Raw genomic sequence first — 20717 nt, forward strand, 5'->3', positions numbered from 1 at the left:
ATTTATAACCAGCAGATCAGAAAAACTTTCGTAGGTTGAAGTAAAAGAGTGTGCTTTAATACGCTCAGTATGAGATGAGCCTCTTACAGTATGTGCCTCAGATGTGCATACGACTAGCCCCCTAACCATGGGGCTTTTTAATGTCTATATGATTTTGAAGTCGTATTAAAATTTAACCGAAAAATGCAATGATACTCTGAATCACCACAGCATTCACAATATCAATAAAAAATGCACCACACAGCGGTACGATTAAAAAGGCTTTATGTGATGGACCATAGCTATTGGTGACCGCCTGAATATTGGCAATCGCAGTCGGGGTTGCTCCCATACCAAAACCACAATGCCCTGCTACCAATACGGCTGCATCGTAATTTTTTCCCATGATTCTAAAGGTCACAATTGCGGTAAATAAAATCAGTACCGCTGTCTGCGCAAACAAAATGGTAATGAGCGGGCCTGCCAAATCGGCCAGCAACCAGAGTTGCAGTGACAGTAAAGCCATAGATAAATACAGGGACAATGACGCGTTGCCAAATACATCAATGGCACGGTCGAAAATATCGACTTTCAGTACATGCTCCAGAAAGTTACGTACAATTACTCCTGTACCTAAAGCCCAGACAAAGGTCGGCAGTTCAAACCATCTTCCCTGACTGATCTCTGTCATTTCATTCGCAACAAAAATACATAGCGCAAACATCCCCAAAGTCGACACTGCATTACTGGCTGTAATCAACCGGGTTTTCTTTGGATATTCGAAGGGTGCGGTGTTGATGCTAGTATCGAGTTGTTGTTCATTGGTCTCTTGCGCTACTGTCTCTGCCAACTGATTTCGTTTAATCAAAAATTTGGCAACCGGACCACCCACAAGCCCACCAATAATCAAACCAAAAGTAGCACTTGCCATTCCGAGGACAATTGCCCCCTGTATTCCATATTGAGTTTCAAGCACTTCACCCCAAGCACCGGCAGTACCATGTCCACCCGTTAAGGTAACAGAACCGACAATCAGACCAATCAATGGATCAAGCCCAAGTGCTGTGGCTAAACTCATGCCAACCGCATTTTGTACAACTACAAATAGAATGACACAGACCAGAAAGATCAGCAGTGATTTCCCACCTTCTTTGAGCTTGGTAAAGTCTGCACTTAAACCAACAGAGGTAAAGAACATCAGCATCAGAATGGTTTGAGTTTCTGAGTCAAATGTGGCACTGATATTAAAAAATTTATAGAGAATAAAAGCTGTAATCGCTGCGATTAGACCGCCGATTACAGGTTCAGGTAAGTTATAGTTTCTAAAGAAGCCAATTTTACTAACAAGATACCGCCCAATAAAAAGAAAAAATACTGCAATCACCAAGGTGCCAAAGGCATCGATTTCATAATTCATAACATTCCCTATTAGCTTTATTTTCATACAGTTTTAGGAAAATAGTATGAAAAATCAATTTTAGAAATGTTATGCAAGTTATTGTTTCTAGTAATTGTTTAATTTATGTCCTAAATAGATTCAATTAATACAATGGAATATCATAAACCCAATTGTGTGCTTGCTGGTCTGTCGTACTTTCACAAACATAATAATCATGATCCCAAGCATCTTGATGGAAGATTTCCTTTTTATGGTAATTCACCTGTTTACCATTTTCGACGCAGACAAAACTGTCGCCTTGGTCTTTGACTTGTGTTCCATTAAGGAAACCACCAATACAGAGGAATCGGGATTGTGGAGACATTGTCTAAATTTTACACCATTGTGAAATATAAACTAATTATAAGTTTTAAAGTAAATCACCTTTTCCACAAATTCTACATCTATTTTCCTCTCATTAAGAATTTTAATTATAATTGAATAATTATCATAATAATTTATACTTTGATAATCATTTTCTTTTAAATTAGGAGAAAATTTAATTACAATTTCACCCTTATTGATTATTAATTTTGAGTCATCATGATAGTTATCTGAAACTATATTAAATAATCCGTCCTCATCAAGACCTAGAATAAACTTCAGATCTTTTAAATTATTAAAATCATGACCTATTATCATGAGCTCAAATGATTTACTAGACTCCTCTTTTACACTTAAATATATTTCTTTAGAAACAGAATCATTACAAATCAACTCCCCTGTCTTATAGTCCCATTTTCCTCCATTTTTAGCTAAAAACTTAAAAAAAGCTTCACCCAAGCTTATACTTTCATTATCAGTGAGATAATTTTTTAAAAACTTTATTGATTCATAAAAACTGTCATTTCCAAAAGCATTTTTTTTATAAATAAAATAGATACTAATCATTATATTTGAAAAATAAGCTCTCTCATTCAAAGTAGATATACTTTCAAAGAAATTATATCTTTCAAATAATTTTTTAATTTTTAATGATCTATCTTTCTGTATGGAATGCCCATATATCGCTAAACATAAAAGTAATTCTGGCTCTATATAAGCTTTTATAATATTGATATAGCCCAAAACTTGATCATCAACTGTCTTTTGATAAAAAATCTTGTCAGTAATATTTTTTTCATTATCGTTTAAATATTTTAAAGTTTGAAAAACGATTAAATAAAAATTTAAAAAATTTTTAATCTCCAAATCTATTCTATTTTTTAAAAAAACTAAATCTTTTTCACTCCCATATTTCTTAATAAATATCTTAGATGCTTCAGATAAGTTATTACTATTTTTGATTTCACCTAAAAGTTCAATTAATTTAAAAATTCTGCTTTCTACTTTTTCTATATCCTGCCTTTTATTTTGATTGACTAAACTTACTATAACAAAAATTATAGAAATAAAACTTAAGAGTATTCCTAATGTTCCTGATAAGAAATCTCCAAGATATCCCATGTGAATAATAAAAGAGTCTTGTTCATTAATAGAAAGATTCTTTGGTAAAAACAAAGCTGAATTTTCATCATAAATATCATTCTTATTGGTAAAATGATTTAATAAAAGGCTATTAAATAGGTTCTTTAAATTATTTCCCCATGGATTATTAAAATAATAAAAAGAATAAACTATCATTACTACGGCAAGAATTGGCCCCACATAAAACCATAATGATCTTTGTAAAAAAAAACTTTTAAAAAGTGCAAATACGCATAAAACTTTTTTGTAAAAAAAATTCTTCATAAATAAGCAAAAAATAAGGGCTGATTACTCAGCCCTTATTTCTAACTCAATTTAATTTATTTTTCAATAAATTAGGTTAATTGAGCAGCAGCAATTTTTTTCGTATCTACATTTTCAGCAGCATCTGTGTATTCAGACATTTGATCAAAGTTCAAGTACTTGTAAATGTCAGCAGACATGCTGTCGATTTGAGAAGCGTATTGTTGATACTCTTCTGGAGTTGGTAATTTACCAAGAACCGCAGCAACAGATGCAAGCTCAGCAGAAGCCAAGTATACATTCGCGCCTTGACCTAAACGGTTCGGGAAGTTACGTGTAGAGGTAGATACTACAGTCGTATTCGGTGCAACACGTGCTTGGTTACCCATACATAATGAACAACCTGGCATTTCAGTACGCGCACCAGCTTTACCATAAATGTTGAAGAAACCTTCTTCCATTAACTGGTGTTCGTCCATACGCGTTGGAGGAGCCAACCACAGACGAGTAGATAAAGAACCACCAGGAACTTTGTCTAGAAGTTTACCAGCTGCACGGAAGTGACCGATGTTCGTCATACAAGAACCGATGAATACTTCATCAATCTTGTCGCCTTGAACGTCAGAAAGCAGTTTCGCATCATCTGGATCGTTCGGGCAGCACAGGATAGGTTCGTTGATGTCGGCAAGGTCAATTTCATACACTTTAGTGTATTCAGCATCAGCATCAGCTTTCAGCAGTGATGGGTTCGCTAACCATTTTTCCATGTTCTCAACACGGCGCGCCATAGTACGAGCATCGCCATAACCTTGTGAAATCATCCACTTCAGCATGGTGATGTTAGAACGTAGGTATTCAGCAACTTTCTCTTCAGAAAGCGTGATCGCACAGCCTGCAGCAGAACGTTCAGCAGAAGCATCAGACAATTCGAATGCTTGCTCAACAGTTAAGTCAGTTTCCATTTCTGTTAAGTCGATCTCTAAGATACGACCAGAGAAGATATTTTTCTTACCTTTCTTCTCTACAGTCAGGTCACCTTCTTTAATTGCGTAGTAAGGAATCGCGTGTACCAGGTCACGTAGAGTGATACCAGGCTGCATTTTACCTTTGAACTTCACAAGTACAGATTCAGGCATATCCAGTGGCATAACACCAGTCGCAGCAGCGAACGCTACCAGACCAGAACCCGCCGGGAATGAAATACCAATTGGGAAACGAGTATGCGAGTCACCACCAGTACCTACTGTATCTGGAAGAAGCATACGGTTTAACCAAGAGTGGATAATACCGTCGCCTGGACGTAAAGATACACCACCACGGTTCATGATGAAGTCAGGTAGTGTGTGTTGCATTTGCACGTCAACTGGTTTTGGATACGCAGCTGTGTGACAGAAAGATTGCATTACCAGGTCAGCAGAGAAGCCCAAGCACGCCAGGTCTTTTAACTCGTCACGAGTCATAGGACCAGTTGTATCTTGAGAACCAACAGTGGTCATCTTAGGTTCGCAGTAAGTACCAGGGCGAACGCCTTGACCTTCTGGAAGACCACATGCACGACCAACCATCTTCTGCGCTAAAGTGAAGCCTTTGCCAGAGTCGGCAGGTTGTACTGGAGTACGGAATAAAGAAGATGGCTCAAGACCTAAAGCTTCACGTGCTTTACCAGTTAAACCACGACCAATGATCAGGTTAATACGGCCACCGGCACGTACTTCGTCTAGAAGTACTGGAGTTTTCAGTTCAGATTCAGCAATTTGTTCGCCGTTTTTGAACGCAGTTACTTTTGCAGCAGCGTGATCGATTTTCAGTGTGATTTCATCACCCATGTTCATGTTAGAAACATCGATCTCAACTGGTAATGCACCCGCATCTTCCATGGTGTTGAAGAAAATCGGAGCAATCTTACCGCCTAAGCAGTAACCGCCATCTTTTTTGTTTGGAATGTGTGGAAGTTCGTCACCGAAGAACCAAAGCACAGAGTTCGTTGCAGATTTACGAGAAGAACCGGTACCAACAACGTCACCAACGTAAGCAACCTGGTTGCCTTTCGCGATCAGTTCTTTAATTTGGTTTAATGGACCAACTTCACCAGGAACTTCTGGGTTGATACCATCACGAACGTTTTTCAGCATTGCATTTGCGTGCAATGGAATGTCTGGACGGCTCCACGCGTCTTGTGCAGGTGACAAGTCGTCAGTATTCGTTTCGCCTGTTACTTTGAAAACAGTCAGTTTGATTTCTTCTGGAACGTCTGGACGGCTAGTGAACCATTCAGCTTCAGCCCATGATTGAAGTACTGCTTTCGCATTGTCATTGCCCGCTTTTGCTTTTTCAGCAACGTCGTGGAATGCATCAAATACAAGCAGGGTTTTCTTCAGAGCGTCAGCCGCTAAACCACCAAGTTCAGCATTTTCCAGAAGCTCAACTAAAGGCGCTACGTTATAACCACCAAGCATAGTACCTAGTAAGTAAACCGCACGTTCTTTAGAAACTAATGGAGAAGTCGCTTCGCCTTTTGCAACAGCAGACAGGAAAGCAGCTTTTACATAAGCAGCTTGGTCTACACCCGCTGGAACACGGTTTTCAAGCAAATCAACCAAGAAAGCTTCTTCACCAGCTGGCGGGTTTTTTAATAATTCAACTAATGCAGCGGTTTGAGCATCATCAAGTGGCTTCGGTGGGACTCCGAGTGCGGCACGTTCTTCAACGTGTTGGCGGTAAGCTTCTAGCACGGTGTTATTCCTCTTTTTTAAAAAATTACCTGTGAATTCCAGCTTGTTCAAAGCTTCACAAGTAATATGGACTGCAAAATTTTACTAAAATTCCAGTTAAAAGTTAATGCAAGGAAGGTGTTTCTTTGTGATGCTCATTATTTTATAACTAAATGATGTTCATATTGTTTATACAATAATCAAGCGGAGCACGTTTAGACCCGTCATTGCTGCTTTTAATCCACTTTAACCGAATTCTAAATAGAAAAAAGGCAACACTATGCTGCCTTTTCCGGGTTCCAATTACTATTCAACCTTAGTGTACCGTTGTACTGTTTAAATATTGCTGCAGATGTTCGCGACTGCCCTCAAATTTGACCTGAATTTCATCTTCATGCAGGGTACTATGCCCGGCACTGGCAAAGGAGATATTGACCTGATAACGCTTGCTGTCAGCATCAATAAGTTGTTGAAAATAGACTTTATCTCCAATACTGAGCACATAGTTGCTATTGCCAATAATGGTCACGCCCTGTTCATCTTCCAAGAGCAAATCTGCATGATGCAGATAACCAATCACGTCCATGATGTGCTCCTTTCTTCTGGCTATTGTTAAATCCATTATTCATTAAAAAGATAAGCTTTTCTATATTGGTGCTAAAGAAAAGTGTCACAATATATATTTATATTGCTTAGGCTATTTAGAAGTAAGTAGAGGAAGAAATAGCAGACTCAATATCTGCTTAAAATATAAATCAACGCAGCGAATTTTGATTATTGTTATCTATATGCAGAAATAGTGAGCACAAAAAAATGCCAGATTACGGATATGTCATCTGGCATTTTAGGTTCATGACTTAAAAACGTCGATAATCCGGCATTTCGTCATACGGCGTAGCCAGACATTTTTCTGTATATTGCGCTTTAATTTTCTCACGCGCGGCATCTACATCGCCCTTCACTTCCTGTTCAGGCATGGCATAGACCGTTTCAATAATTTCAAAGATAAATTTGCGTGTGGTTTCATCTTCTACTTTGTCCGCATGAGCCAGTGCCTGATCTTTTTCAATGGCATTTTGACGATCCAGCATGATGGTTCGTGCTGCATTGCCAACACTGGTACAGTAACCTTTCCATTGCTCTTCCGGGGTTAAGGGCTTTTTCTCTGCACAGCCGGCCAATGCAATTACGGCAGCCAAAGCGAATAGTTTGTTCATGCATACTCTCCTATTTCCGTTATGATAATCAAAGTTATCGTGAATGAGAAATCAGCCAGAAAAAATGCGCTCGTGTTGAGCGCATTTTCAAGTTCAGATTAGACGGCTTAGAAACGCCAGTTATAGAAAATATCCACGGCACGTTCCAACGACTGACTGGCTTCCAGATACAGACGTTTGTTCATCTGATAGCGCAAGGTCAGCTTGTTCACCGGGGTAAAAACGCCCACGCCATAACGGATAAACAGATCCGGAGTGATATAACCGGTCAGGCTGACCTGGGTATCATCACCCGTACCTTGAGCATCTAAAGCCAACCCACTTAAACCGAAGGTACGCCCAATTTGGTTGGTCAGGGCACGTGTACCCCCTAAGCCCATACTAATACCAGCCGCGGCAATGGTATTGTTGACGTCTGACTTAAAGCTTTCGGTCTGGCTTAAACCGCTGGCACCTTCATTGATACGACCTGTAATCAAGGCATTTAATGCTTCTTGTTCAGATAAGCCTGCATCGTTATAGACCTGAATATTCGGACTACTGGCTGTGCCTGTGACTCTAAAGCCGACCATACTGCCCTGTACGTTTTTATTGGCATCCATGTCTAAAGTTGGGTTAGAAATTGGGCCATTAAAACGCGCAATTGCACGGTTCAAATCCAGACTTTGGCCATAGGCTTCAATCTTGACGCGCTGGCTAACCCCAATTGCACCATTGGCGCGCATGGCGGTTTCCAGACCACGCTGACTCAGATACAGACGGCCCACCAGTGGAATACGGCTGTCAAAGCCCTGGAAGATGACCTGATCGCCCAGATTCAGTTCCAGATCGGCACGAATATCCCAAGGACGCGCAGAGCGTAATACCGCCAGCTGGTCTTGCCCTTCATGCACCACACGCACATCCGAAGACAGATTCACCACCGGATCGGAAGCCTCAGGCATGGAAATTAACGCACGCGGCACATCGACCTTGCCATTTAAGCTTAAACGTTTCTGAGTCGGGAAAACCTCCATGGATAAATCCGGCGTCACAATGGCAGTAATTAGCGGCGCCTGACGCACCAGCAGATTATCCCCTTTTAAGTTCAGCTGAATTTTCGGTACGCCTTTCCAGTCAACATGACCGGTTAAATGTCCCACGCCCTGACCACTGTTAAATGCGCCATTAATTGTGGCCGAATCCTGTCGAATCGAGGAATACAGCTGCACATTGGTCAGGTTCACCGGCAGGGAAATCATGCTGATGGCACCATCTTTCAGACGCATTTCACCGGTCAGTAATGGCTGGGTTAACGTACCGCCGACCTTACCGGCAAAGGACAATACCCCGGCCATAGAACGCACATCGGCAATAAACGGCTTAAAGACTTTTAACTGCACTTCATTAAAGGCAATTTCACCGCGCATCGGCTTACGCTCGGTATATGGATCAATAATAACATTGGCATAACCGGCACCAATTTCCGGGGTTTTCACATCCAGTCGAATTTGCAGACCTTCGGCAATACTTTTAGCCACCACAGCCACCTGATCATAGCTTAAGGTCGAACCCAGTTCTTGCGGGTCATCACCTGCCAGACCAATGACCCCATTACGGGTTACCAGACGTGCATCAATTTTTGGCCGCTGGCCTTGTGCCCAGGAGGCTTTGGCATGTCCATTGACTTTACCGGTAATCGCCAGACCTTCCGGCATAAAGGCGGCAAAATCGTTCAGGTCGACATTGCGGGTTACAAAGGACACATTGCCTCGGTTTTTATTGACCCGAATTGGCTGGTCAAAACACAACTGGCTTTGCTGGCTCATCCAGCAATGCGCACCCACAAACAGATCACTGGTTTTGGTCTGGAAGATGACCGAGGCATTCTGACGCTGCACCAGACGGGTTCTTAAGGAGTCAAAATCACCTTTCTGGATTTGACCCAGCCAGTTATTTTCAGCATTAAAGCCGCCGGCCAGCTGCACATAGAAGCTACTTAAACGGTTTTCCGCTTTCACTTTCAGCAGATGCGCCTGGCGGGTACCGGCCAGTGAAATCTCGCCTTTTTGAATTTCACGGTTGCCGCTACGTAAATTTTCCAGACTGGCCGTAAGCAAGGTTGGGGTATTTTCCGAGGTCGGCAATTCACCGCGTAAACGCATTTTGCGCACGCTAAACAGGTTATTTAAACCAAAATCATCGACCACCAGATTGGCGGTGGCCTGCAAACGTGGTTGCGACTGCACATTTAAATAGCCATAAGCACGGCCACGCAAACCGGCATACAGTTCATACAGTGCTGGTGCATTCAGTTTGATTCTCAGGTTTTGTGCATTACCAGTAGCCTGAATCTGGTTCTTGGCATAGGCCAGATATAAATTATTGGCCTCAAACTGCTGCGGCAGGAAACCTTGCTGATTGGCATCCATCAACAGGGCCAGATTACCGGTACCACGTACCGGTTTATTGTTGATCATGCCGGCCAAATTGAGCTTTTCAATATTGATGCGTTTAAGCTGATCTGACCAAACCCCTTGGGTACGTACATTGCCCGACAGCTCGCCGCGCACACTCGAAACAAAATAATGCGGTTTAAAGCGGATTAAAGAGGCGTTCAGGTTCCAGCCAATGCCATTTTTCAGGTTCAGCATACCATTGGCCAGAATCTGCCCGGCCACACCGTCATGACGCAGGTCTGAAATCTTGATCAGCTCCGGTGTACCGGACAGTTTCAGCTTTAAACTGCCCTGACTGGCTTCCAGCAGACTGCTGTTGAGCGCGCCATCATAATTGACCGCGAAGCTCTTGAAGCCGCCACCCGCACGTTCATCATGGAACAGCAAGGCCACGGTACTGTTCCCGGTCAAATGCACTGTTTCATCCTGCTCGACCAGACGCCCGCGTAAATCAATATTGTTTAAATGAATAATCTGCTGGTTTGGACGGGCAAAACCATTGGCCTGCAAACGGCCATTCAGCAGATTGACCGGAGCAGCATCAGCAATAATTTGCGGATTAAAATTGTCCGCGTTTAAGGTAGCATTCCATTTGAGCTGGCGCTTGTCGGTTGGCAGTTCAATCAGCGCACGGCCCGTTAAGGTGCTGGCGCCGGCGTTATAGCTAAAGCTTGGTACATCCAGATTACTGTTCTTCAGATTCAGCTCGGCCTTGTACATACCCGCTGGTAAAGCACCCTGCTCATGCTGTGCCACCTGGGTTGCGACAAAAATCTTCTGCTGGCCTTCGACCAGGGCCATCTGCACATCACCCGATTCACTGGATAACCAGCCAATATAAGGCATCGCGCGGTCAATATTGTTCCAGCGCACATCCAGCACCATGGGGTTTGGCTGGCGGTTTTTCGGCGCATTCTGATCCAGTTTCAGGTTCCAGGTTTCATAGCGGTCAAAATCGACCTGCGCCGTCAGATGGGTTCCATTTTCTAAATGGCCTTTAGAGGCAATTTGAGCATCCAGACTTGGCGGCAGAAAATCCTGCACCACCTGCGGAATGAGTGGGTCTTTCGGATTAATCTTGTCCAGGCGACCGGTGAGGTCCCAGCTGACGCGCTCGTTCCAGCCGACCACACCAGCCACATTCACGGCGCCCTGCATCAGCTGGCCATTTAAGTTGCTGATGTTCAGCTGATTGACCAGATCGGTATGCATAAGCGCGGTATATTGTCCTTTTGGAAGATCTTTACCCGTCAGATCGGTAGCGACATCTAAATCCAGACGTTTAATATCACCCTTAAACTTGGCTGTGCCGTCTTCTGTATACAGCTCCCAATCTTGTAACAGCGGCCAATGGTATTGATTGAACTGCAGCTCGCCAAACATGGGCACATTTTTACGCATCGGATGCAGCACCACCCAACCGGTGAGCAAATCGGGCGTATAGGTCGCCACCCCGGCCTGAATGGTATCTAAAGACCCTTTGGCGACGACTTTAATATCATGAATATTGAGGCTGTTGTTTAACGAAGGTAAATTCACATCGCCAATGGCATTCAGCGGATATTTGCCATAAAAATCCATATCGCCGCTGGCATTTTTGACCGACAGATAATCCATACGCATACTGGAATCTTCAAATTCCAGTTTGGTGCCCGACCACAGCGCATCGTTCAGGATCACATCATAAAAATTGACTTTGCTGCCACCTGAAGTCTGAATCAGCAAACGGTCCAGATCGGCATGATCAAGCCGGAGTACAAAAGGCAGACGGATTTCATTAAACTTGAATGGTCCATCACTTGGCGGTCCTTTGGTGGTAATTTGCAGATTACGCACATCGGCATGGGTAAAATGGATTTCCTTATTCAGCACGGCGCGCCAGCCCAGCATGACATCAGCGCGGTCAATTTTGACATCGACTGATTTTAGCGTAACCAGAATATTGCGCAGGATAATACCGCGTAATAAGTTTCCGCCTTCATATTCATACTGAATGATCTGCTGACGTTCCAGCACCCGGTCAAGCAGGAATTTACTGCCACGGTCGGTCGAGAACATGATTGCCAAAGCCGATACCAGCAACACCACCATAAACAGCAGTGACAACAAGGCACTTCTGACTATTCTGCGCTTTTTGGGTACAGGCGCGGGTGTATTTGGTTGCTGTTCAACTTCAGCCATAGTTCTCTCTAAATCTTAATTTTATAATTGCGAGCCAATAAAGAAATGCAGACGAATTGGATGATTCTCATCCGAAATGCCCGAAGCAACATCGACCCGAATCGGGCCAATTGGTGATGCCCAGCGTACCCCTAAACCGACACTGTATTCGGTCGGATTGCTAAAATCGGCATCATAGGCATTACCAAAATCGCTAAAAATTGCTGCGCGCCAGCCTTCCCTGAATTGATAGTTATATTCCAGTGAGCCCACCCCAAGTGCTTGTCCACCAATTTTAAAGCCATCAATTTGCGGAGACAGGCTCTTAAAGTCAAAACCGCGAATGGTCTGATCCCCACCGGCAAAGTAACGCAGATTATAAGGCACTTTGCTAAAATCTTCGGTCACGATATAACCCAAATCGGCACGACCGACAAACTGATGATCGTTATTTTCACCCAGAGAATAAATAAAACGCCAGCCGGCATTCAAAATTGCCATATCAGCATCGGACAACAGACTTTCACTGCCAAGTTCAACTTTATAAATCTGCTTGAAACCACGGGTCGGATTGACACGCGGGCTGCTGTCGGTGCGCGACAGTTCATAACCGAACAGTAAAGACTGCTGTTCGGTGGAACCATTACCAATAAAGGCGTCAGGAATCTTGTCAATATCGACCACACCGTTCTGGGTTAAACGGTCCAGACGGTAACGCAGACCATAAGCATGTTGCCAGCTGCCACGCGGGTTTTTAATAATCCGGTCGGCGCCGGCCACTGCCGATTCAATTAACAGGTCATTGCCGGCAGAAACATCGCTACGCTCTTCACGCTCATAACCGGCCACCAAAGTAATATAGTCATTCAGTGGATGATTATAGGGAATGCTATAGCGGCCATCTAAAGACTGGCGGATTTCAGATAGTTCCAGGTTGGCATCGAAGGAGTGACCACGACGGTTAACAATGGCCCGGCGATACTGGCCACGTACACGCATTCCGGTATCTGTGCCATAACCGGCACCGACTTCTGCACTGTTCAGCTTGTCGGCGTTCAAAGTCACAATCACCGGAATTTTCTTTTCCAGACGTGCCTGTTCTTTTAGCCGTTCTTCTTCTGACTGCTGGGTTTCCTGTTCGACCCGCAGCTGACGGATGTTTTCATTCTGCTCGGCTTCCTGAGTGCCGGCAAACTGGTCTTCATCCACCACTGACTGGGTCACTTCTTCAGTCGAGCTTAAATCTTTCTGGTCCTGAACCGGCTGGAAGTCTTCAGCGGAAAGTTTGCGCTGATCAACCAGGGCCTGAATATCCGGTGGCAACTCTGTTGGGCGTTCCAGCGGATCGGGACGCATGGTATCGACCAACGTATAGTTAAAATAACGTGAGTTGGTCAGGTTATTGGCCAGACCGTTGACCCGCCAGAAAGTATAATCGGCGCCATCTTCCCACGGCACCATGCTTTCCAGAATATCCATATCCAGAGGAAATTCTTTGCTCGAATCGCTCATCCGGAACTGGGCCGGCCCCAACGTATAACGCTCGCCGGTTTCATAGCGCAGATTAATATCGGCAGTATTTTGCGGCTGCGCCACTTTCACGTCATGCAGGCGCCAATAGCCATCAAAGAAACCGTTATTGGAGGCAGCATCATTAATCCGGGTTTTGGTCTCTTCATACAGACCGTGGTGAAACACATCGCCCACATCCTGATCGGGCAGGACGCGAATTACCTGGAACTGTGCCAGATTCTCACCTGGGCCGCTAAATTCAATATTCTGCTCCTGCACACGCACCGGTGTATTTGGTGTGACCAGAACCCGCACCCGGCTGTCATTCAGCTTTTCAAACTTGAATTCGGCATGATAAAAGCCGACGGCCTGTGCCGCCTGATTAGATAAAGAACGCAGCTGTGGTAAAGCCGAGGGAAAATCGGCAAAAGATTCCTGGGTAAAACTGGACAGTTTGCCGCGCACATTGGCACGCAGATTTTCCAGTGCCGTGGCATAGGCCTCTGCGGAAACTTCACCACTATTTTCGGCGCCGGTAATCACCACATCGGCACTAATCCGGGGCACCCGTGCAGTATTTAACTCACGCGGTGGACGTACCTTATACAGCAAGCGCCGGAAAAACCCCGGTTTATCGGCATCGGCCACTTCTGTATTCAGGCCCAATTCAGTCAGGGTTCGGCCGGAGGTATTCGCTTCCACCACAATCTGGCTGTCGGCGCGAATACTGTCCATGAGCTGGTCGACATTGACCGGAGACTGGTTAATTTCGGCCAGTTCCTGCTGGGTGGCATCATTAATCAGTACTTCGGTATTCTGCTCGGCGCGATACTGGCGTGCTTCCTGTTTGGCCTGTTCAGCGATCTGGAAAATTTCTGCGGCCATATTGGCATCGACCGGCATTACCGGTAAATCATCCAGATTTTCCAGTTCAATTGGCTGAAAAGCGGCTATCGGTTCACTACTATTTTGCTGCTGTTGCAACATCTCCAGACTGTCCGGCTCAGTGCTGGGCACCTGAAAATTCTCAATTTTTTCTAATTCTTCAGGGGTATCTTTGCCTTGGCTGAGCGCCAGATCGCGAATTTCCTGTTTCATGTCGGCCGATGCGACCGGATCGCTCGCCGGTTCCGCCACTGCGGGAGGATTTTGACTAAAGCCCTGCTGTGCGACTAAACTTAAAAAGATGCTCAGACAAAGTTGTCTGGAATGCCTCCACTGAATTATGGCATGCATACTGTTAGACAGCGCAGACTTTTTAAAAGTTCGGTTCACAAGCATAGAAAACTCTAAATTTAATCTTTTTAATGGAAAAATCCGCAATGAAATGTTCGCTAACAGACTCTAATTTATTGGATTTTTTCAACAGTGAAAACACTGCAAAATATCATACATGATTTTCGGGCAATTATATCAATTGGTCACATTTCTTAATAAAACTAATGAAGTCCACTTCTTATGGAAAAAAATGAAAATTTGCTAGCCACACGACGCTTCTTGCCCATGTTCTGTACCCAGTTTCTGGGCGCGCTGAATGACAACGTGTTTAAGCAGGCTTTGCTGCTGGTGATTACCTATGGCTGGATCAGTCAGCAATCTGGCAGTATCAGCACCCTGAATAATCTGGCGGCACTGCTGTTCATTTTGCCCTATTTTATTTTCTCGGCCACAGCCGGACAAATTGCCGATAAATATGAACGCTCGCAGCTGGTGCGTTATTTAAAACTGCTGGAAATTGCGGTGATGTTACTGGCCACGGTCGGCTTCCTGATTGGCAACTTATGGCTGCTGATGTTTGCCCTGTTTTTAATGGGCACCCAGTCGACCTTTTTTGGTCCCATCAAATATGCGATTTTGCCAGAAATCCTGAAACCGAATGAGTTGATGTCGGGAAATGCGCTGTTCCAGTCCGGCACCTCAATTGCCATTCTGGTCGGGATGATTCTAGGCGGCGCGGTGATTTCCCTCTCCGCTGGTAATTTACTCTGGATCAGCCTGACCGTGCTGGCTATTGCCGTGGTCGGTTATCTTGCCAGCCGTTTTATTTTAAAACAGCCGATTGCTGCACCGCAGTTACAGGTGGACTGGAACTTTTTCCGTACCAGTATTCAAACCTTAAAATATGCCAAAAACCTGCCGCTGATTTTTCTGATTTTACTCGGTAACTCCTGGTACTGGTTTTATGGCGCGACGTATCTGACCCAAATTCCGCAGCTGACCCAGCAAAACCTGCATGCTTCTGAAAATGTGGTCAGCTTATTGCTAACTTTCTTCTCGGTCGGGATTGGTGTCGGTTCATTACTCTGTCGTAAAATTGGCGGCACCGAGGTAAATATCAAGATGGTGCCGATTGGTGCGGTCGGTTTAACCGTATTTGCGTTTTATCTGGCTGCTGCACTGGCCTTTGTACCACCACAAACTGGTGAACTACTGGGCTTAAGCGAAGTCTTTCAGCAAGGCTGGAGTTATTATCATGTGATGCTGGCCGTGACCTTGCTCGGTATTAGTGGCGGTTTTTATATTGTGCCCCTATATGCCATGATGCAGGCCTATTCACTGCGCTCGCATCGTGCCCGGGTGGTGGCAGCCAATAACATTTTAAATGCGATTTTTATGGTTTCTTCAGCCATCTTCTCGATTATTATTTTAAGCGTGCTGCAAATTGACCTTAAAATTCTGTTTTGCATTACTGCTGTTTTAAGCGCCATATTCACCATCTGGCTCTTGTTTAAACTCAAGTCTATGCTTGATACTGCAGCAGACCCTCTGGAGGATTAAATTCATGCGTCATTACACCGGTCTCGACAAGTTTATTCATTCATTTGATCAGGCCTTACGCAGCCTGGTTCCGGGCGTCACCTCGGCTCAGCGCGATAATCCTGGGCAAAATACTCCAACTCAATTAGCAGTGAGTGAAGCGCGTCATGTGGCGGGATTAATGCGGGTCAATCATAGTGGTGAAGTTTGTGCGCAGGCGCTGTATCATGGTCAGGCACTGACAGCGAAGCTCCCGAATGTACGCCGCGAAATGGAACAGGCCGCCATTGAAGAACAGGATCATTTGGCCTGGTGTGAAGACCGTTTAAAAGAACTGGATAGCCATACCAGCCTGCTCAATCCGGTCTGGTACGGACTATCTTTTGGCATGGGCGCTATTGCCGGAATTGCCGGAGACAAATATAGCTTAGGTTTTGTCGCTGAAACTGAGCGTCAGGTCAGCCTGCATTTAGAAGATCATATTCGTCAATTGCCAGCACATGATGAACGCTCGCGCAAAATTCTGGAACAAATGAACGAGGATGAGCTGCATCATCGTGATACGGCGCTAAATGCAGGCGGGGTTGATCTCCCTGCGCCTGTACGTATTGCTATGACCGGTATTTCAAAACTGATGACCAAGACTAGTTATTATATTTAAGCGTTTTATCTTCATCATGTTTGATGAAAGATTCCAAAAACAGCCTGCATCCTCGCAGGCTGTTTTATCATGCGTGTGCAAGCTTAAGTAAAATCAACACGACCAATTTATCTACTTAATTTAAAAAGCCCGGTATAAAACCGGGCTTGCTGATGAGTCATGTCATCTTCACGCTGAACATTGAATCACAGGAAATGGATGGGGCTGGTGGGCAAATGCCGCATTGTGCCACAGCTCAAACATCGGGATTTTTACATCCAGCGCCAGCGGTAATTTCTTTGGATTAAATTGCATTTGCTCCAGGCTTGTCCCCCAAGCAATTAAATCCACATCTAAACTGATTTGATGTGAAGGTCGTACCCGCCCGGAATCTGCTTCTAACTGTTTTAGCAAGGCCAGAATCTGCTCGACACTGTGTTCACTCTTGAGCAGACAGGCGGCATTCCAGTAATCCGCACCAATCCCATCCCGGCACGGAATCAGATAAATCGAGGAACACTGCAAACGCCCCAAACGCGACAGCGCAGCAAATGCCTGTTGAAAATGCTGTTCAGGATGAGAATTACTCGCCAGTGCTAGGGCGAAAATCGTTTCGGTGGCGTTCAAGACGAATTCCTACAGATTGGGCTTGCGGGATAATGGCAGGCTTGCGGATGCTAATCATAATCGATTCAACTGTAGGATAGTGAGCAAAAAGTGCATCCAGCACCAGCTTTGCTGCATGTTCAATCAATTTTGGCTGAGCGGCCTGAATCACTTGCGCAGAAATTTCGCAAATTTCGGCATAGTTCAGGGTATCTTCCAGTTCATCAGAACAGGCAGCCTGCTCCAGACTGCACTGAATGGTTAAGTCCAGCAGCAAAGGCTGGATAATCTGACGCTCCCAGTTAAAACAGCCCACCACTGTTTCGACCTTTAAGCCTTCAATAATAATTGCGTCCATCGGATTACTCGGGCGTGTATAACGTGAATCATCACCTGCTTGCTACATCAGCATCACGTGTGTCGCTTTGCGATGTAGCAGCAGCTTGTTATATAAAAGCTGGGCGATGTCTATAAATTAATGTTTGAGCAGCAGATTTGGGTCCATACTTTGTACCATCTGCAAGCGCTGGTCGGCATAAATGTCGGTATACGGCGCCAGGATACGCATGAAACGGTCAAAGTACAGCATTTGCTTGAACAGCAGCGCGAAATCACGCGGGAAACGGATGCCATGACGTTCACCAACCGCCACCATATCCATCATGATGTCATTTAAATCGGCCGGATTTGAACTGAGGATTTCCTGTGGATCGGCCAGCAGTACACCACTAAACAGACGTTCCAAATCTTGCGCCAGCACTTGGGTGTTAATCTGGGTATCGGTCATGCCCATTTTCAGCATGTTTTCCGCCATCAGCGTGTAGTCGGTATTCTGCAAGGCATCCATAAAGGCGATACAGGCCGTCCAGACTTCAGGCTTCAGCTGCCCGACAATACCAAAATCAATAAAACCGACGCGGCCATCTTCCAGCAGCATCAGGTTGCCAGCATGCAGGTCGGCATGGAAACTGTTACACATCATCAGGCTGCCAAACCAGGTATTCATGGCGGTAATTAACACCTGCGACGGGTCTTTGGCATACTGTTTTACCACTTCAAAATCGGTTAAAGGCACCCCGAAAAGACGCTGCATGGTCAACACCCGGCGAGTGGAATACTGATGATAAACCTTCGGCGCTGTTGCAGCCTGATTCTGGGTCAGGTTCAGATAATTGACAAAATCATCCAGGTTTTTGGCTTCTTCAATAAAGTCGACTTCGCGCACCATACGGACTTTAATTTCTTCGACAATATCGGCCAGAGAGGCGAATTTTACTTTTGGTACGGCTTTTTCCAGCAGCTTGGTGGCCCAGTGCAGCACATTCAGGTCAGTATATAAAATGGTTTCCACACCCGGTTTCTGGACTTTAATCACCACATCTTCGCCCGAGACTAGCTTGGCAGCATGCACCTGGGCAATGGAAGCCGAAGCCAGCGGGGTTTCATCAATCGAGGCAAAAATTTCGCCTAAATCACGCCCGGCGAATTCTGAAGCCAGCACCTGCTGTACATAGCTAAACGGCAATGATGGAGTTTGATCTAAACAGCCCTGAAACTCTTCCACATACTCACGTGGAAACAAAGATGGCGTGCTGGCAATAAACTGTCCCAGCTTGATATAGGTTGAACCGAGCGATTCAAAGGTTTCACGCATCAGTTTGGCATTGCTGGGTTTTTCAGTCGCATATTTCAGGCCGGCTTTGGCCGCCACGACCGCCGTTTCGCCCATACGCGCCATGGAACGAAGGCCATCTAACCAGATATTGTTTTTCATAATGTCTTCGATGAAATTAAATTTGAGTCAGTGTAGCAAAAAATTGATGTCAGATAGATTTATCTTGCCTGACAGCATGGGCAATTTCGGTCTTTTTCAAATGCCAGCAGGCGCTGTTTTAAACTCAGCCCATCCCAGAGCAGCAGCTTCTGTTTTAACGCAGCAATTCCCAGTCCTAAATAGATCAAGGCATGATGTGCCTGTAAACTGGCCATCACATTCGGAGTCGTGGCCAGCACACCGGAATCGGCGCAGCGCAGGCTTTCATTGGCCTGATCTTCTTTTGGAAACAGGCATTCATAACAAGCCGAATCGCCTTCCACCATAAACAGCTGGCCCTGAAAACCAATAGCCGAGGCGCTAATCAGCGCCACCTGATGCTGCACACAAACACGATTGACCAGATAACGGGTACTGAAATTATCACAGCCATCTAAAACCAGATCCTGCTGGGCAATCAGTCCGATAGCATTGCTGTCATCCAGTTTGGCTGTGATGGCATGTACCTGAATATGCGGATTAATCTTTTGCAGACGCTTGGCCAGAATGTCGGCCTTATAGAAGCCTAAATCTTCTGCGCTATAGGCAATTTGACGTTGCAAATTACTGATTTCAATCGTATCGGCATCAATGAGGGTGATTTTTCCGACCCCGGCGCGCGCCAACAGTTCAGCACTGCTACAGCCGATACCGCCACAGCCGACAATCAGCACATTGGCCAGTTTTAATTTTTCCTGCGCTTCGATATCCCAGCCATCCAGCAAAATCTGGCGACTATATAAATGCATTTCTGCATCGCTCAGTTCCTGCCAGTTATCCTCAAGTGTCACCATTTATCTTCCTGTTTTTTGCTGGCTATAGTGTAATTCGATTGATTTTTTTTAACAGCCTTACCCGCTGTTTTTTCGATTTCACTGCTTTTCATTTTATGTATAACCTCTTGGTCTGGATGATATGTAAACAACTGTCTTGCCTGATGCGCTTTTGTTGAGCGCAGATATTGTTTTACCCTGAATCTGTATGAGTTAGGTGAGACCGCTACGCGAAGCACAAAAATCGTTTTACTCTGCTTGTGAATGAGTTCTTTTGCGTAAAAGCGCATTTACTGACATCAGGAGCAAAGCACATGAACGATCAACATAACCGCGACAAATTATGGGAACTGATTAAAGATGTACGCTTCACCATGATCAGTCACCACACCGAAACCCAAGAAATTCATGCACAGCCAATGACCATGCTCAATTCTGAAAAGCTGCATGAACGTCAGAATTTGTATTTTATTTTGCGTGACAGCAATGATCTGGTTACAGCAGTGACCAGCGGCCGTAACCAGATTGGTCTGGCGTTCTCCAAACCTTCAGATGGGATTTATGTGTCGATGAGTGCGCATGCGCAAATCAGTACCGATCGCGCCCTGATTGATCAGCTCTGGAATCCATGGGCGGAAAACTGGTTTAATGGCAAGGATGATCCTTCGGTACGTGTTCTGGTGGCAGAAGCGATTAGTGCCGAATACTGGAATGTCACCGACAATAAAGTCACCCAGTTATTTAAAGTACTGAAAGGCAATCTGACCGGTAAAACTGGTGAACCCAATTCTGAACACCAGAAAATGGATTTATAACAGCCACATATACGCCTTGAAATAGCCATAAAAAAAAGTCACGCTTTGACCTGTATTTTGCAGATTCTTGCGTGACTTTTTATAGATAAAAATAAAACTGATAAAAATCAATATCAAGAAACCAAATGTAATGACATACAAATTACAT

16 protein-coding genes are annotated in these 20717 nt (G+C 44.8%); 3 read left to right on the forward strand and 13 right to left on the reverse strand.

Annotation, left to right across the window (positions count from 1 at the left end; all coding sequences use genetic code 11):
- Window positions 1-172: 172 nt before the first annotated feature.
- The 8 genes from gltS to F905_RS06325 form a co-directional block, all read right to left on the reverse strand.
- The gene (gene gltS, locus F905_RS06290; RefSeq protein ID WP_005178651.1) at window positions 173-1396 is read right to left on the reverse strand and encodes a sodium/glutamate symporter; all 1224 of its coding nucleotides are present in this window, start codon (window positions 1394-1396) and stop codon (window positions 173-175) included.
- Window positions 1397-1520: 124 nt separating this feature from the next.
- Window positions 1521-1742 (reverse strand): hypothetical protein, encoded by a 222-nt coding sequence (locus tag F905_RS06295; protein WP_005178653.1) that lies wholly within the window; start codon window positions 1740-1742, stop codon window positions 1521-1523.
- 32 nt (window positions 1743-1774) lie between these two features.
- Window positions 1775-3148, reverse strand: coding sequence for a hypothetical protein (locus F905_RS06300; RefSeq protein WP_005178658.1), 1374 nt, complete (start codon window positions 3146-3148; stop codon window positions 1775-1777).
- 71 nt (window positions 3149-3219) lie between these two features.
- Window positions 3220-5859 carry a bifunctional aconitate hydratase 2/2-methylisocitrate dehydratase gene (locus tag F905_RS06305; RefSeq protein WP_005178661.1) on the reverse strand — a complete coding sequence of 880 codons (2640 nt, stop codon included), beginning with the start codon at window positions 5857-5859 and terminating at the stop codon, window positions 3220-3222.
- A 295-nt stretch (window positions 5860-6154) separates the two neighbouring features.
- A complete protein-coding gene (locus tag F905_RS06310) occupies window positions 6155-6424 on the reverse strand; it encodes a hypothetical protein (RefSeq protein ID WP_005178664.1) in 270 nt (89 codons plus the stop codon).
- 271 nt (window positions 6425-6695) lie between these two features.
- On the reverse strand, window positions 6696-7055 hold the full coding sequence (locus tag F905_RS06315) for a hypothetical protein (protein ID WP_005178666.1): 360 nt from the start codon (window positions 7053-7055) through the stop codon (window positions 6696-6698).
- Between the two features lie 107 nt (window positions 7056-7162).
- Window positions 7163-11674: a translocation/assembly module TamB domain-containing protein gene (locus tag F905_RS06320; RefSeq protein WP_005178669.1), complete on the reverse strand. Its 4512-nt coding sequence runs from the start codon at window positions 11672-11674 to the stop codon at window positions 7163-7165.
- A 21-nt stretch (window positions 11675-11695) separates the two neighbouring features.
- Window positions 11696-14446 (reverse strand): autotransporter assembly complex protein TamA, encoded by a 2751-nt coding sequence (locus F905_RS06325; RefSeq protein WP_005178673.1) that lies wholly within the window; start codon window positions 14444-14446, stop codon window positions 11696-11698.
- A 177-nt stretch (window positions 14447-14623) separates the two neighbouring features.
- On the opposite strand from F905_RS06325, the gene F905_RS06330 reads away from it, so the two are divergent.
- Window positions 14624-15943 (forward strand): MFS transporter, encoded by a 1320-nt coding sequence (locus tag F905_RS06330; RefSeq protein ID WP_005178676.1) that lies wholly within the window; start codon window positions 14624-14626, stop codon window positions 15941-15943.
- A gap of 4 nt (window positions 15944-15947) precedes the next feature.
- Window positions 15948-16583 (forward strand): 2-polyprenyl-3-methyl-6-methoxy-1,4-benzoquinone monooxygenase, encoded by a 636-nt coding sequence (gene coq7, locus F905_RS06335; protein ID WP_005178679.1) that lies wholly within the window; start codon window positions 15948-15950, stop codon window positions 16581-16583.
- A gap of 168 nt (window positions 16584-16751) precedes the next feature.
- Here the strand turns inward: coq7 and F905_RS06340 are convergent, their stop codons facing one another.
- The 5 genes from F905_RS06340 to F905_RS06360 form a co-directional block, all read right to left on the reverse strand.
- Window positions 16752-17189 (reverse strand): 2-amino-4-hydroxy-6-hydroxymethyldihydropteridine diphosphokinase, encoded by a 438-nt coding sequence (locus F905_RS06340; RefSeq protein WP_005178682.1) that lies wholly within the window; start codon window positions 17187-17189, stop codon window positions 16752-16754.
- On the reverse strand, window positions 17146-17526 hold the full coding sequence (gene folB, locus F905_RS06345) for a dihydroneopterin aldolase (RefSeq protein ID WP_005178686.1): 381 nt from the start codon (window positions 17524-17526) through the stop codon (window positions 17146-17148). Before folB ends, F905_RS06340 begins: the two co-directional genes overlap by 44 nt.
- 117 nt (window positions 17527-17643) lie before the next feature.
- Entirely contained in the window at window positions 17644-18942 is a 1299-nt protein-coding gene (locus F905_RS06350; RefSeq protein ID WP_005178687.1) for an ABC1 kinase family protein, read from the reverse strand.
- Window positions 18943-19001: 59 nt separating this feature from the next.
- Window positions 19002-19775, reverse strand: coding sequence for a HesA/MoeB/ThiF family protein (locus F905_RS06355; protein ID WP_005178689.1), 774 nt, complete (start codon window positions 19773-19775; stop codon window positions 19002-19004).
- Window positions 19769-20044: a hypothetical protein gene (locus F905_RS06360; protein ID WP_034597819.1), complete on the reverse strand. Its 276-nt coding sequence runs from the start codon at window positions 20042-20044 to the stop codon at window positions 19769-19771. Before F905_RS06360 ends, F905_RS06355 begins: the two co-directional genes overlap by 7 nt.
- Before the next feature lie 24 nt (window positions 20045-20068).
- Here F905_RS06360 and F905_RS06365 point away from each other — a divergent pair, with 24 nt between their 5' ends.
- Entirely contained in the window at window positions 20069-20569 is a 501-nt protein-coding gene (locus tag F905_RS06365) for a pyridoxamine 5'-phosphate oxidase family protein (RefSeq protein ID WP_005178694.1), read from the forward strand.
- Window positions 20570-20717 lie beyond the last annotated feature (148 nt).

Origin of the sequence: Acinetobacter sp. CIP 53.82 (assembly GCF_000369465.1) — a bacterium.
Classification (GTDB): domain Bacteria; phylum Pseudomonadota; class Gammaproteobacteria; order Pseudomonadales; family Moraxellaceae; genus Acinetobacter; species Acinetobacter indicus.

Excerpts from the sequence above, each read along its gene's own strand:
- F905_RS06295 (WP_005178653.1), bottom strand. The coding sequence starts at position 1,742 with ATGTCTCCACAATCCCGATTCCTCTGTATTGGTGGTTTCCTTAATGGA.
- F905_RS06355 (WP_005178689.1), bottom strand. The coding sequence starts at position 19,775 with ATGGTGACACTTGAGGATAACTGGCAGGAACTGAGCGATGCAGAAATG.
- F905_RS06325 (WP_005178673.1), bottom strand. The coding sequence starts at position 14,446 with ATGCTTGTGAACCGAACTTTTAAAAAGTCTGCGCTGTCTAACAGTATG.
- F905_RS06360 (WP_034597819.1), bottom strand. The coding sequence starts at position 20,044 with ATGCGCTTTTACGCAAAAGAACTCATTCACAAGCAGAGTAAAACGATT.
- F905_RS06350 (WP_005178687.1), bottom strand. The coding sequence starts at position 18,942 with ATGAAAAACAATATCTGGTTAGATGGCCTTCGTTCCATGGCGCGTATG.
- F905_RS06330 (WP_005178676.1), top strand. The coding sequence starts at position 14,624 with ATGGAAAAAAATGAAAATTTGCTAGCCACACGACGCTTCTTGCCCATG.
- folB (WP_005178686.1), bottom strand. The coding sequence starts at position 17,526 with ATGGACGCAATTATTATTGAAGGCTTAAAGGTCGAAACAGTGGTGGGC.
- coq7 (WP_005178679.1), top strand. The coding sequence starts at position 15,948 with ATGCGTCATTACACCGGTCTCGACAAGTTTATTCATTCATTTGATCAG.
- F905_RS06300 (WP_005178658.1), bottom strand. The coding sequence starts at position 3,148 with ATGAAGAATTTTTTTTACAAAAAAGTTTTATGCGTATTTGCACTTTTT.
- gltS (WP_005178651.1), bottom strand. The coding sequence starts at position 1,396 with ATGAATTATGAAATCGATGCCTTTGGCACCTTGGTGATTGCAGTATTT.
- F905_RS06310 (WP_005178664.1), bottom strand. The coding sequence starts at position 6,424 with ATGGACGTGATTGGTTATCTGCATCATGCAGATTTGCTCTTGGAAGAT.
- F905_RS06320 (WP_005178669.1), bottom strand. The coding sequence starts at position 11,674 with ATGGCTGAAGTTGAACAGCAACCAAATACACCCGCGCCTGTACCCAAA.
- F905_RS06365 (WP_005178694.1), top strand. The coding sequence starts at position 20,069 with ATGAACGATCAACATAACCGCGACAAATTATGGGAACTGATTAAAGAT.
- F905_RS06315 (WP_005178666.1), bottom strand. The coding sequence starts at position 7,055 with ATGAACAAACTATTCGCTTTGGCTGCCGTAATTGCATTGGCCGGCTGT.